General features: G+C 36.5%; 17 protein-coding genes. 16 read left to right on the forward strand and 1 reads right to left on the reverse strand.

The features are described 5' to 3' along the window. Positions 1-35: 35 nt before the first annotated feature. From CRO25_RS24845 to CRO25_RS24885, 10 genes are all read left to right on the forward strand, one after another. Positions 36-443 carry a hypothetical protein gene (locus CRO25_RS24845; RefSeq protein WP_079696780.1) on the forward strand — a complete coding sequence of 136 codons (408 nt, stop codon included), beginning with the start codon at positions 36-38 and terminating at the stop codon, positions 441-443. Continuing rightward, on the forward strand, positions 440-778 hold the full coding sequence (locus tag CRO25_RS24850) for a hypothetical protein (protein WP_079696781.1): 339 nt from the start codon (positions 440-442) through the stop codon (positions 776-778). Before CRO25_RS24845 ends, CRO25_RS24850 begins: the two co-directional genes overlap by 4 nt. 68 nt (positions 779-846) lie before the next feature. Next, a complete protein-coding gene (locus tag CRO25_RS24855; RefSeq protein ID WP_079696782.1) occupies positions 847-1,905 on the forward strand; it encodes a hypothetical protein in 1,059 nt (352 codons plus the stop codon). A gap of 40 nt (positions 1,906-1,945) precedes the next feature. Beyond that, a complete protein-coding gene (locus CRO25_RS24860) occupies positions 1,946-2,302 on the forward strand; it encodes a hypothetical protein (protein WP_079696783.1) in 357 nt (118 codons plus the stop codon). Between the two features lie 78 nt (positions 2,303-2,380). After that, positions 2,381-2,557, forward strand: a complete 177-nt coding sequence (locus tag CRO25_RS33520; RefSeq protein WP_179132255.1) for a hypothetical protein — start codon at positions 2,381-2,383, stop codon at positions 2,555-2,557. A gap of 78 nt (positions 2,558-2,635) precedes the next feature. Further along, on the forward strand, positions 2,636-4,768 hold the full coding sequence (locus CRO25_RS24865) for a phosphoadenosine phosphosulfate reductase family protein (protein WP_143806588.1): 2,133 nt from the start codon (positions 2,636-2,638) through the stop codon (positions 4,766-4,768). A 404-nt stretch (positions 4,769-5,172) separates the two neighbouring features. Continuing rightward, the gene (locus CRO25_RS24870; protein ID WP_079696785.1) at positions 5,173-5,358 is read left to right on the forward strand and encodes a hypothetical protein; all 186 of its coding nucleotides are present in this window, start codon (positions 5,173-5,175) and stop codon (positions 5,356-5,358) included. A 143-nt stretch (positions 5,359-5,501) separates the two neighbouring features. After that, complete coding sequence (locus CRO25_RS24875) at positions 5,502-6,101, forward strand: hypothetical protein (RefSeq protein WP_079696786.1); 600 nt, start codon at positions 5,502-5,504, stop codon at positions 6,099-6,101. Between the two features lie 88 nt (positions 6,102-6,189). Then, on the forward strand, positions 6,190-6,471 hold the full coding sequence (locus tag CRO25_RS24880; RefSeq protein WP_079696787.1) for a hypothetical protein: 282 nt from the start codon (positions 6,190-6,192) through the stop codon (positions 6,469-6,471). A gap of 1 nt (position 6,472) precedes the next feature. Then, the gene (locus tag CRO25_RS24885) at positions 6,473-7,201 is read left to right on the forward strand and encodes a hypothetical protein (RefSeq protein WP_079696788.1); all 729 of its coding nucleotides are present in this window, start codon (positions 6,473-6,475) and stop codon (positions 7,199-7,201) included. A 69-nt stretch (positions 7,202-7,270) separates the two neighbouring features. Here the strand turns inward: CRO25_RS24885 and CRO25_RS24890 are convergent, their stop codons facing one another. Next, complete coding sequence (locus CRO25_RS24890; RefSeq protein WP_079696789.1) at positions 7,271-7,792, reverse strand: hypothetical protein; 522 nt, start codon at positions 7,790-7,792, stop codon at positions 7,271-7,273. 280 nt (positions 7,793-8,072) lie between these two features. On the opposite strand from CRO25_RS24890, the gene CRO25_RS34190 reads away from it, so the two are divergent. The 6 genes from CRO25_RS34190 to CRO25_RS24920 all read left to right on the forward strand — a co-directional run bounded on the left by CRO25_RS34190 (position 8,073) and on the right by CRO25_RS24920 (position 13,420). Continuing rightward, a complete protein-coding gene (locus tag CRO25_RS34190; protein WP_079696790.1) occupies positions 8,073-8,663 on the forward strand; it encodes a hypothetical protein in 591 nt (196 codons plus the stop codon). Positions 8,664-9,373: 710 nt separating this feature from the next. Then, positions 9,374-10,741: a transcriptional regulator gene (locus tag CRO25_RS24900; RefSeq protein WP_079696791.1), complete on the forward strand. Its 1,368-nt coding sequence runs from the start codon at positions 9,374-9,376 to the stop codon at positions 10,739-10,741. A gap of 310 nt (positions 10,742-11,051) precedes the next feature. Then, positions 11,052-11,210: an aspartyl-phosphate phosphatase Spo0E family protein gene (locus CRO25_RS24905; RefSeq protein ID WP_101749466.1), complete on the forward strand. Its 159-nt coding sequence runs from the start codon at positions 11,052-11,054 to the stop codon at positions 11,208-11,210. Positions 11,211-11,715: 505 nt separating this feature from the next. Continuing rightward, entirely contained in the window at positions 11,716-11,991 is a 276-nt protein-coding gene (locus tag CRO25_RS24910) for a hypothetical protein (protein ID WP_079696793.1), read from the forward strand. A gap of 382 nt (positions 11,992-12,373) precedes the next feature. After that, the gene (locus CRO25_RS24915) at positions 12,374-12,697 is read left to right on the forward strand and encodes an S-layer homology domain-containing protein (protein ID WP_079696794.1); all 324 of its coding nucleotides are present in this window, start codon (positions 12,374-12,376) and stop codon (positions 12,695-12,697) included. A gap of 141 nt (positions 12,698-12,838) precedes the next feature. Beyond that, a complete protein-coding gene (locus CRO25_RS24920) occupies positions 12,839-13,420 on the forward strand; it encodes a hypothetical protein (RefSeq protein WP_079696795.1) in 582 nt (193 codons plus the stop codon). Positions 13,421-13,449 lie beyond the last annotated feature (29 nt).

Below are 13,449 nucleotides of genomic sequence, written 5' to 3' on the forward strand. Positions count from 1 at the left end.
AGTTCACCCTTTTCTAACTGGTGAGCTCTTTTTTTATGCTTAAAAACGGTATTCAGCCATTAGTGGCTTTATATATATTAAAAAATCTTGTGGAGGAGGTGGCTATATTGGAGAATGTTCCACCTTGGGTAGTTTTACTAGCAGCAGGGAGTGAGTTCGAACATCACCTTACCAGATTACTTCATGAAGAACATCTAACTGAAGATGAGGTGCATCGCCTGCTAGTTGTTGAAGGAGCTGAGTTGGATGTAGAAGAGCTTGAATTGGAACAGATCCAAGTTCTCTTTACGGAGTTCAACGCAGCGGGGAACATCGAGGAACTTGAAGAAAAGTACGGTGACAATTTGAGTAACGAAAATGTGGCATATGAACAATTGATGTGCTACTACGATCAACTGTTTACTTACTACACTAATAAAGAAAAATTGGAGGGTTCAAAATGACAATGAATAGAGCTGCAATTCTATGTATTGTTGAAACAGACGAAGGTATTTCCCCTAAACATTGGACCAAGTTAACGGAGCTGCTACATAAAGAGCCAGAAAATGAATGGATTCCATATGTGTTAGATGGAGAAAACAATTCAATTGCGTATGGCTTCATGCTAAACGAGTTGTACAGTGATCATTTTCAGAAGGATATGAAGGAAACAATCCTGCCCATTCTGAACGACTCAAATCTTGAAAAACAGGATGATCAGTACACTACTGCTTCTGGCTATCTCATATATTTAGCAAAGCATGTTGATTGTATCATTTCTGCAGAAACCTACCCATAAGGAATTGTTTCGAAAATATCTAAAGTGTAGAATAAAAGAATAAGAGTAAGTACCGAGGAGATAGAAAAGTGGATAACAACCTTAAAGCAGACTATGTATCAAGTATTACTGACGCTGAGTATGATGAATTGTTAGTGCAGTTTGAAGATTGTGATTGGTCGTGGATGGAGATGGAGCGTCCAAGATATCGTAATGTTCGTGAAAAACTGGGCATAATATTGGAGTTAATACAAGACAGTGATCAAGTAATTAGAGATCAGATACCACCACGTACAAAATATGAAATGAACGGTGGAATTAAGATTGCCATCCGGAGAGGTGCGCGACTTCAGGAGGTAGAAGTATACAACCTTTATTTTCGCTTTCGCTCTCATCTTCCTGGTGATGGTCTTGCACTTATGTACAAGTCCCCTCGGACTGATAAAGAAATCATTATCCTTCTTCCCGATAGAACTGAAATTCGAATCGAACAAGAGAGAATGCTTTATAAAGAAGAGGCCCGTAATCTTGTCTTTAAAGGCTTAATGGACCCCGATATTCAAAGTGAATTGCTTGAAAACCTTACCTTGCTGAATCTACACGAACGTTGTGCGCAGTCCTTGCAACATGAATATGGACATGTTCTTAATGTTAGAGCGTTTGAAGCGTTGAATATCTCTCCAGGGGATGAGCAGAATATATACAAGTGGTTCCTGGAATCCGGGTACTTGCATAACGTAGATAAAAGGTTTCCTGACTTTGCATCATTACATGTTCTAGACAAGCTTCATGTTCTGAAGGAGTCGCTTGTGGAGGACTACCGCATATCATTGAATATTAATGCTGAGCGTGGTAAGTTTATATTACCCAATAAGTATAGCTTCTCAGGTGATTTTCAGAAGCCCTTATTATTAAAAGAAGGAGTGGATCTTATGAAGCGGATGTTGAATAAACAACTTCAAGTCACTGCTCGTCGGCCTGCCTCCTCATCGGACTATGACACAATTAAAGCATATCGATCGGTTGTAAGTCGAAGAGAAAAATTAAACTGGTCAGCAGGTAATCCATCCATTACTGATGAAGTAATCAATCGTGACCTGGATCAGCTGAAACATTTGGCCTCGAGCCAAGTTGCTTCAACAAAATAATAGATATGCCTCGTACTCAGTACAGAATAGGTGGTTTTTAATGCTTAGAATATTTCAACTTCACTGGCTAAATGGCGAAATCAATCGCATTAAAGGTGAAACTATACAGGAAGCTTGTATTGCTGCTGGGTACGGATCTGGTGCCGTTCGAGCGCTTGATTATTATAAGGAAATTGATGAGGTACCTTATAACGAGAAGTGTTTTCATTATACAGATCTATCTGGGAAACTTAGTGAAATCATCAATCCTATATTTATGGACCAGATTAAAACTCAAAATCCATGTGTCGGAGATGAAGTAACAGTTAATTTTGCTAATACGACTTTTAAGTACACTCTTGAAGAAATAACGAAATTTAGTTATCGATTTGGAGAACAGACCATGTGTTATAATTAACTACAAGACTATAGTGTAATAATGTAGAGGCACATTCATAAAAATGTGTCTCTTTTAATTAACGAATGATGTATATATATGGCCATTTTTAAAATTTTATATAAAAAAGAAAGCGAACATGTTATGGAAGTCAAAGCTGAGACTGAAGTAGAGGCTCTTGCAAAGTATAAGAACTTTGATTGCATTAGGGTTTATGAAGTTCAGGGGATATCGGAAGAAGTTATCTCAGTTAAAGAGCAAAGAATAACAACATAAAAGGGGAGGGAGCTCCTACGCAGATAACACATTGCGAGGGCTCCCTCGTTTTGTGTTTCTGCTGTTAGAGCGAATATAGTGAATAATAATGAAACATACGTTTTTAAAGACACGGCGAGTAAAATAACACCGGTTGAGAACCTAGCAAAACATAATTCATTCTCACGGAAGATTTGGAGAATGTTGAAGAAGAGAAATTGGAACTACTTTGGAACTGTACGGAACTGGACATCGGTTTTTGAACACTCCGGACAATTTATCGCAATTCATCATTTTATAAAAGACAAGCCGCTTCAGGAGTTAATGGGCATACCCTATGGAATCCATTGGTCCGAGTTCTTAAATGAATCTGATTTTAACGAGATCATGCTATTCACACACGCACTGGAAGAACAACTCCATATGCAATGCATGATACCTGAGCAAACTTTTGTTGATGCTTTAAAAGACCCTTACAACCCTCTAATGAATTCTCCTAAACATAAGCTAATGCTTTGGTTTACTGGAGAAGACGTTACACTACTGGTTGAAATATTCTTCAACCCGCAACAATTCCCCCCATACGGCGTTAAAGCCCCTATGAACTGGCCAGATATTTCACATAGAGTAGAATATGAAACGCAATCCCTATTCGCTGCATTGGATTACATCGTACAACCAGAGAATACGTCCCCTGACGCGATGATCATAGAAGAAAGTATCAATCCAGATATCCTTCAAACATCGAAGATGGCCATTGAACGTATTTTTAAAGAATGTACTAAGGTTATCGTGGCTTATTCAGGAGGCAAGGATTCAAGCGTTATCTTGCAACTGTGTGTAGAGTTCGTTATAGAACATCCAGAGTACCAGCAAAAGCTCTACATTGTTTCAGCAAGTACCGGTGTAGAGAATCCACTTATTGAGAAGCATATTCGGACTATGCAAGAAGTTGTTACGATTAAACTTGAAGAGTTATTCGAGAATGGTTTCGATGAGAGCCGATTTGTGATAGTTGAACCAAAATCGGATCAGACCTATATAACGTGTGTGTTTGGAGATGGATTTATTCCACCATCCTCCACATTCAAGTGGTGTGTAGAAAGATTGAAGGTTAACCCTGGTAGGGAAGACTTGTTAGAACGGTTTTCTGATGAGGAGCTGGTATGCCAAGTGTTAGGACTCCGCACGCTTGAGTCCTCCAACAGGTCCAGGTCAATTCAGGAACACTTTGGAGATGATTTTTATGGAATACATGTTTTACGTGGTTTAAAGACGGCTCCCCCAATCAGACATTGGTCTGGAGCGGACGTGGCCACCTACCTTGCAACTATGCCTTCACCGTGGAATGATGAGTACTCGAATCATAGGTTAATTAATATCTACGGTATGGCATCAGGAATAATGGAATGTCCAATCGGAGCCATGATACAAAATGACAATGATGCAATCAAAAGCTGTTCTGGTTCTTCAGCTCGCTTTGGTTGTTGGGCATGTACAGTCGTGAAGGAAGACCATTCCCTTAAAAATTTGGTAGAGGCATATCCGGAAGAGTTAGGTTCTTATTATAAGATGCGAAGTTTACTTAAAGCTGTTCAAGATATTCGGTATGGTGGCTGTACCGGGTATTACAGAAATCATGGTGGTTTTAGTTCAGGCTATGGAGATTTGACCATCGATGTCCGGATCACCTTACTTCGTTACTGGTGGGAATTAAACATTCCGCTGCTGGAAATAGAAGTGATTGAGATTATCAAAAAAGTAAAAGCTCGTGAGGGACCAGAAGGATTAGCGGTTTCAAATCGTTTCTGGGATACGATGTATCGCTTCTTACCGGTCCATCCAGGTATCAACCACAGGGCGATGTATGATCCCACCTGGGAGCCAAACTACTTACGAAATGAAGTTAATAAAAAAGTAAAACTGGCTTCAGTAGGAATAGATCGAGTAACTCAAAAAGACCTGAGTTGGATTGCCAATTATAAATTTGTAAGTCAACAAATTAAAGCTATAGATATAAATGATCGTGTTGAGATTGTTTTGAAAAATCAAATAGTACGAGGTGAAATTATTGAGGTTCAAGTAGAGAAGGGGATTCCTAAAGTTCTAAAACTTCAAGTGGCCAAGCGGCAAGTCGAACTCCCGGTAGCTGTTATTAAACAGATCAAGGTTACCGAAAGTCATGCACACAGAGTTTCTTTATATCAACAGATGTTAGATTTCAGTCTGTGATTATCTATTTGCAATTACTTGTATTCCCCAGTAAAATTACACTATAATCTTTTTCTTCTATTCCGTTTTATTTGTAATCCCATGTACACATAACCAGTGAAGATGGATTATTTCAAGTAATGTAGGACTTCAGAGCAAATGCAGTCTGCTCTCAAGGAGAACGGAATAAACCTTGAACATTCAGTTATTCACTGATGAGGAAGGTAGGGTAAGATGTCTGCACTGTTACCAGTCCAACGACTTGTAATTAGTATTACATTGGTCCGGAAAGAAAAAGAGTTTCCTTCAAACATTAATTTAAACAGTCATAGAACTATTTTTAAAAGCTCATTATCATTTTGATGATATTGGGCTTTTTTTGAAGGTTTTGAGACTGCGATTTCTAAGAAAAGGAGATGTGAAAAATGGATCTGTCTAATATACAAATAAAAAACCTACTTAACTTAGGGAACTCTTTGTGTAAACCTACAATTGATAAATTTGATACGGAAGCAATAAAAGTATTAAAAAATAATGGGTTGGTCGAGGTGCTCGAAAGCAATGTAATTAAGCTGACGGACAAAGGACGCGAATTAATAGAAGAATTATAGTTATTAAAGTGGGGAGAAAAGAAGTAAATCGGGTAAAAAATCAAATCTACATTCAATATCTGAATGTAATACGTAAAGTCTCTATTTTGGTCCAATGCCAAATATAGGGACTTTTTTTATTTTCAATAAAGCGAGGGAATCCAATGTCCAGAGTAATAGCTATCAAAAATATAGATCCAGTAATGCAGTTAAATGTCACAGGTGACTGGGGACCGGCGGAAAACTCAATTAGCTATCCTGGTAGTCGGGTTGTGTATACGACTATTGAAGGGAACAAACGATACGGTATATCAAAAGGATGCAACGGATATAATCATGTCCTTGTGACCATGGAAGACAACCTCCATACTTCATTCATTGAAAAGGGCAGACTCAGTTTATCAGACGAAGACGATTCAGTTAAACCATTAGAAATTCCTAATGAATGTATTAAGAAGTATCTAAACTTGTATCCATACATTGGGTCCGAGAGTGTAGATGAAATATTATCATACGGCCGATCGTTCCATTACGAGCCTCTATATTTCTTCCTGAACAAGAAGTTTCACATTATTCTACAGAGACCTGATTTTGAATGGTTAAAGTGCGCTGCCAAGTTTCAATATTGGAAAATAATGTTTGAAAGATTAACGAAATTCAAATTACCCGATCAATGTACCAGTGATGAACTGCTTCAGTTAATGATCGATCATCACGAAATGAATAATCAAATAGATCAAGTAACATTTGATATGGAGTTCTAGTAAATAACCGTTATGAACGGAGAAAAATGAAGAAAACCATAGCAGATATAAATGTAACAACAAACGAATTTATTGGGAGATGTTATATGTGGAGAATCAATTACTAATTGGAAAAGTTAATGAATTGGAAGGTGTTAGAACGAAAGTTTTGAACATGTTTCACTTACACGAATTGCTCGTCGATGATGTTCTAGTAGGGTATATACGAGCAAATGATAAGGGGATAACTGTCATACCTGCACATAAATTTGCTGTCCATGTTGGCAAAAGTTTTGATGTAAGAGCAGAAGGATTTCATCAGATGATTGATAATTGTAGGACTTCTAAATGTCTGTATCCACTCAAAGAAGCTAACTGGAGGCTAAAATGACATGTCAGTAGATTATCAAGCAATTTCCACTGAAACACTTCAGGATAGTTCGCAAACAGTATATCAAGACTATTTAATGCTGGATAAACTAAATAAATTAAGTGGAGAAACTGCTATACTTCGCTACAAGGATGACTTAGTTGATCTTTCTATACCATTCTCTCTTTTACATATGTGGTATACGACTGTCCTGATGGATTCTAACGTACCTAAACCTATTAAATTGGGTTCAAAGGATTCTTACCTTATCATCCGGAAGTCTATTCATGAATTAATTGAGTGTAACGATAGCTACACCTTCAATTATGTTGGTGGAAATACCTTCTACAGGTTCAAAAAGGCTCCTGAAGAAGTCTGTTTGGGGAAAGCTAGGTTCTCATTAGAAGCCATAATGGGAAATGAGGAAGGTATTTTCCCAGAGATTGAAGCTGTAGAAGTAGAAATGCCTTTTGAACAAGTGAAAACACGTCTATTAGGTGCATCAATGAAGATTCATATACCCATACCAGATGACTGGATTCGTTCTATTGTGAGTTTACCATTCACACTAACGGGGTTCGAACTAAAAAGAAAAACAATTACACTTCTAGGGACGAATGGGGTAGCTGTTACGTTGAAGGGGTACGCTGGATTGAAGTCATATAGGGATAACGTATGTATCTCAGTGATTGATAAGCAAAAGAGAAACCGTGATGTTACGCTCTGTAGTAAATATTATGATCCGAGATAGATGATTTACCACTAGGGTACTATTCAACCAAACCGGTTGGATAGTACCCTTTATTTTTTGTTCTTAGATTCATTTTTTTCGTTGGATTTCCCTCAATTCTTTCTCTCTTAATTTGGGTTCGTAGTATGTCTTCATCACAATTTCGTGTATTTTAATATACCGACCAGATAATTTAACCAGCCCGAGATCCTCAAACTCTTTCAATTTGCCAAGCTGCCTGTCTTGCTTAATTGTTCCAACACGTAATCCCCATTTTGGTTCAGCTTCATTTGTAACCATAACTTTGTCCATTGAGGACATACAGTTGTTACATAGTGTCATATGTACAGGTTTAGTTGTTTTGTACTGAAAATTCAATACAGTTGGATCTTCATTTTCTTTGATCCAGTTGCTACATTGAGTACACTGTTTTTCTGATTTGAGAAACGTAAATCTTTCTAGTCGAAATCGTAAGTCATTTAGTTCATGATTGAGCAAGCTCTGAACAACATAATTGATTTCTGTAGGAAGTTTGCTACTGATAACTTTATATTCTTCAATTGTAGATTCCATCTCCGTTATCTTTTTCCTCATATCCTCAACAATCGACAAAACAAATCACCTCAACTTAATATTTTATTCTAATTAGACTATTATCATATACCAATTAGATTATAATATCCAATTGCTATGTTTTATATATTACTGGGGGAAGCTTTAGGATATGAAATATGCTTTATGTAAAGGGTTTATTGTATTAACGAGTAATTACATCGATGAAAAGAGGGGGTGCGTTTAATTCTAGTCTTCTATACGAATTTATGAATATTATCCTATGTAATTGGATATAAATGAAATTAACTATATATCAAAATCGTAAGGAGTGTTAACAATGGAAACGCGCAAAGATGGTTGGGATATTGACGCTGATATTTATCTAGCAGAGACAGTTCTAAAACATATTGAAGCTGGTAGCACACAATTAAAAGCATTTGAAGAAGCTGGTGTAAAATTAAAGAGAACAAGTGCAGCCTGTGGGTTTCGATGGAATGGGGCCTTACGAAAACAATATGAAAAATCGATTGAAAAAGCTAAAAAGGTTAGAATTAAAAATAAAAATAGCGGAAATATTGTATCGATCAATGATTCAAAGACTCAACTAACGGAGGTTCCACAAGAAACGAGAGCTAAAGATAGTTTGGTTGAGAAAAGTACTCAAGCTAATGAGGCAACCATACCCTTCCAGTTAGATCAAGAATTCGTACATGCTTTTAACGATGCTATGGATCAGGTCAGTAATAATATTATGATACTGAGACAGATTACTTTAGATTTGGCAGGGCGCCTTCAAACGGCAAATGAATTAAACTTAAAATTGCAAAGTGAATATTCAAATCTTCAAAATGAAATAATTAATGCAGTAGACATGAAGGTTTTCTTAAAGATTGCGGGTAATTTAGAATCTGAACAAATCACTGGATAATTGAAGGAGCAGCCATAAGCTGCTTCTTTTCTTTAACTATGCTGTTCCCCGGATATGATTAAATTATATTGGAAATTATACCGATATAAAGCTTAATCTAGTGAAGTGAGGAAGAGATATGTTGGAAGAAGAGCAGAAATGGTCACCTTTTATTCTAGCTGCAGAGTGCCCACATTGTTTGTCGGGAAATACATATAAGTACGGAGTCAACTCAGATTCAAAAAAACCCCGTTTCAAGTGTAATTCTTGCAAGAAAACGTTTAGTTCACGGACTAAAGAGATTTTGCGTAAACGTTTATTGAAAGAGGTCAATAAATAAGAACGCTCGAAATCAGAGGATCATTAAGATCTATTCCATTGTATAAATTAGACGGTGAGACAATAATCGGTGAATTTAAAATAGGAAGTACACAAAGCAATTAAGTGGGCATTTATATCTGGATATCTAAAGTAGTAACAAAAACTTTGGATAGGTCACTTTTGGTTTAAAAACATGAGTTGTGTTTTAAAACGTTCCTGAGATATATTCAGGAACGTTTTTTTTTGCCGAAGATAAAATAGAATACTTCAAATCACAATATCAACTGGTGATTATAAAACTAGAGATTTAACAAAAGTATTGACCGCTGGTATAATCGACCATAGAATTACTTATATAGAGTTAATCACATAAAAAATGGGTTTAAAATCTGGAAGGTGGTATCTTTTTGATGCAATTAACCAAGACGATCCGATCAGAGCTATTAAACTACATAGATCAACATGAAATAATTTTATATCGTTTTTCAGAACTGTCCGGAATCAACTCGGGAACACTTAGCAGAATAATTAATGGATCTCAACCCATATCAGTGAAAATCCTTGATAAAATTACCGCAACCATGGGTTTAAAAGAAGGTCACTTTTATGAACAGTACATCGATGAATTACGCAATCATACCAATCTGGATTGGAGAAGGGTACGCCCCTTAATCATCCGTAGTGCAGAATTATGTAAGCTCAATTGCATTGAACGGATAGTAGATATGATGATGGAAAACACTGCATACATTGCCTTGCTTTTTGACTTAGCGGATGTGTTACATACAGAAGGTAAAACGGAAGCTGCCTTGATTTTATATCGTAAAGTTTCTGAAGGAGAAAGATTCCAGCATGCAGAACGTTTGGCAATTTGTCAGTACAGGATCTTTAAAAGCACTCAAAATGATGACCAACAAAATAATCTAGAGTGTGCTGTGCAATTCGAACCATATGCTGCACGGTTAAACGAGTGGGATCAGCTTGATGCACTAAAGGATTTAACTAATCTATATCTCTCATTGAGACGCTGGGATAAAGCAAAGCATCTAGCAAAGCATATGGGCGAACTTGCTACAATACAATATGAAATTAAACATGAGCGCATAAAACACAATAAAAGATTTACTGAACCCTCCAAACCACTGTTTGGTTATATTCTGTATTCTAACCTTATTCTAGGATCAATCTCTGAAGAGCAGAATGAATATCAGCAAGCCCTTCATTATCTTTCGTATTATGAGGATCATAGTTGGATTGTTGAAAATGAGTATGCAGACGAGCAGACCAAAAAGCAATTTCGTATTTGGGCAGAAGGAAACAAATATCTCTACCGACTAATGGCAGGGGAGGTTGAAGTACTAGACGATTATATTGAATACCTGGCATCTAGGGAGCATGAAATATTAAAAGGATTATTCAAGGTAATTAAGGCAGCGAAAAAATATCATATAAATGTCGACCATATATTGGCCCGATTTGAAGATACCATTGATGCTCAAATTAAAAACCAAGAAAATGTAGGGTCCTATACTGATCAAATCATCAACGATCGCTTTGTAAATTTCTTAGCAGACGTTGGTGAATACTATGTTAGTTCAGATCGGGTCGATACTGGGATTCAATTTATTTTAAATAGTTTGGCAATCTCGGCTAAAATTAACAGTAATGCTTGTATTTTGAGGTGTTTCTGTATGTTCGATGCATTACGGCACCTTGTTACTGAGGTTGATCTCAGAAGATACAAGGAAATCCTGAAGGAGGTCCACAGACAATTATGAAGAAAAAAGCAATCTCAATCCTAGCTATATTATTTATTACTGTTCTATCGTGTACACCATTTAATTATGTGTCTGCAGATAGTGAGACTCCGGTAATTCCTGATATCCAGAAGGCAAATAGAACCAGCTCACATGGCGAAGGTGGATGGTAATACAATAATGCAATAAAACCCTACCCCCTGCTTGCTGAAGGGTGCTATAGCCTATTCTAGTCCATGTGGGGGGATGTCTACTGAATATTTTGTATTACCTGGTTAATTCTAGATTTTTACATAAAATGATAGGATATTACATAGAGGTGATGACTTCTATGGATATTCGTTGTAATGTTAGGGAATGTTTAGAGCGGGAAAGGAATTATTTGTACCAATTAGTGGATACATATGGTTTACTTCATCCCGTGGTTGTTAAACAATCACAAATTTTAGATGAGATTATAAATATATATAATAAAGAAACCGAGAATTGAGAAGAAACCCATATTTTTTGGAAGTAGCCTAATTACTTATATGGGCTACTTTTTGTTTTTATAGGGTAACTATCTGCTCATTTTTTCGTGGAGCTATCAGTTCGTTCATTGAAGAAATCAACATTATTGAATTCGTATTGGAAGCATTAGCATATAAATTATGCTCATCCTATAGGGTATTTCACAAGAAAAATAAGTAAAACATAATGATTTTTTTTGTAATTCATGTTTTACATTTCATATATTTAATGATATATTTCAAATGTTAATTGCTTTTTCTATTATTTATGTAGGGATCTTGTCTTTGAAATAGGTTTCTTCTGTAGTAAGAACTTTTGATTCTTCTTACGAATATTAAGAATGAAGTTGAAAGGGTCAGGCGTTCACACTGCTCAGAAACTATACCATGTAGACAAGAATCAAAACAGGGTTGGTCAAGATGAGCGTTCTTCGATTCTATAGAGTCAAATAAATTTTAGTAGACATGGTGGGGGAAAGAGTACAGATGATAAATGAATGTTTAGCTCCAGTTGCGATCTCTCTTGGGGATAAGATAATTGAAATGTTGGTGGATAACGGAATGGTTTTGGATGATTTATCTCGCGAAACAGGAGTCAGTAATGAAAGCTTAGTGCCTTTTTTTATGGGGGAAGAGGAACTGACTCAGGATTTTGCCGACCAGCTTGCTAAAGTGTTTAGCACGTCCGCCGAGTTTTGGCTTGAACTTGATAGGAAATACCACACACTCTCAAAAGATTATAATAAAAAAATGAATTTTTAAATCGCATTTGTATTGGCCATTTCTATTCTTTTTATAACGTTTAGCAATTTGCATACTGAAGGAGAGCATAGGAGGGCTAACGGGGCTTTTCGAGCTTCTATAAATCTACTTTTTAGCCACTCCTCTTTTCATATTCGTATGTTCGCTTTCGAATCAAAGGAAATTCTTTTTAATATACATATGCTGTTTGTATAGGGTGGACAAGAATCTGTTCGTTTAGTAATTAGATACTCTTCTAATAAGGTGCATTGTAAAGTGGATTATAATAAAGCAAAAGATTTAAATTTTTTTTATTAGTACTCTGTAAATTCATAATTGACTCTTGTTGAGTTCATCACCGTATGCTGGAACGTTTAAAGATATTGATCCAGAAGCTTGGTAAGTGTCAGAGCTTAACTCGGCCATTGAACACAAGATTACTAAAGGGTTTGATGATAATACCAATCGTCCAAATGAGGTCATTTCAAGAGAGCAAGCTGCAAGCATGCTTTCAAACGTGTTGTTGAAGAATGGATCATCCCTGTCGTCTGCTGCTCAATATAAAGATCAAGCAAACATTGCAATTTGGGCCAAGGAGAGTGTAGAACTTGTGACTCAAGAGTCCGTGATGAGTGGGTACCCTGGTAACAAATTTATGCCAAAACGCTCCTTAACTCGAGAAGAAGCAGCAATGATGATTCACAATTTGATTAATCTGATTAAATAATTAATCAACAAAGATTAGGCCGGTTTTCGATGCGATCCATCGAGCCGTCCTAATCTTTTCTTGTTTTAAGACATACCATTAGTAGATAATAAATAAAAAACTTAATCACAATTAAGAATCCCCATGAGGAGGAACTACTGTATGCATGTAAGACAAATGAAATCAACGCTGGAAGCTCTCACACGCTATAGTAACGGCGAAACGATCTCACATGAAGTAATGAGAGTTGTTGCATCCGATATCCTTGAAATGCACAATCGTATCTCAGAGGAACTGGCAGAACTAGAAAAGGAATACGATATATTATTCCATGACAAACAGGGTGATGGGAACGGGGACACTGAATTTCATTCTGACCAGGAGGATTTCTCAATAGATAATTTACTTGTCTATTTTCCACCAGATGGGAAAGATTCTTTAGAGTTTTCATTCTTTCTCGAGCATGAGGGTAAGCGATTTTTTCAATATTATCAAGATCTCTATGAACGACATACAGAAATATTACCGTTTTGTGAGACATACGACCAATATCTCAAACAATTCCTTGAACCGGCAATCAGTAAGTATACAACGATTAGGTTGGGAGTTGACCCATTTGATAGAAAGACTACATGGATGGGATTGAAAGATAAAGATCAATTCACATTGAATTTTTTGCCTCAAGTCAACTATGATTTTTTTAATGGGGCAGCCCAATATAGGTCAAAATTATTGAATGTTTAAATTCGATTTCTTTGGGGAAATTGAAAAGG

The sequence above is a fragment of the Paenibacillus sp. RU5M genome (assembly GCF_900221055.1).
Classification (GTDB): domain Bacteria; phylum Bacillota; class Bacilli; order Paenibacillales; family Paenibacillaceae; genus Paenibacillus; species Paenibacillus marchantiae.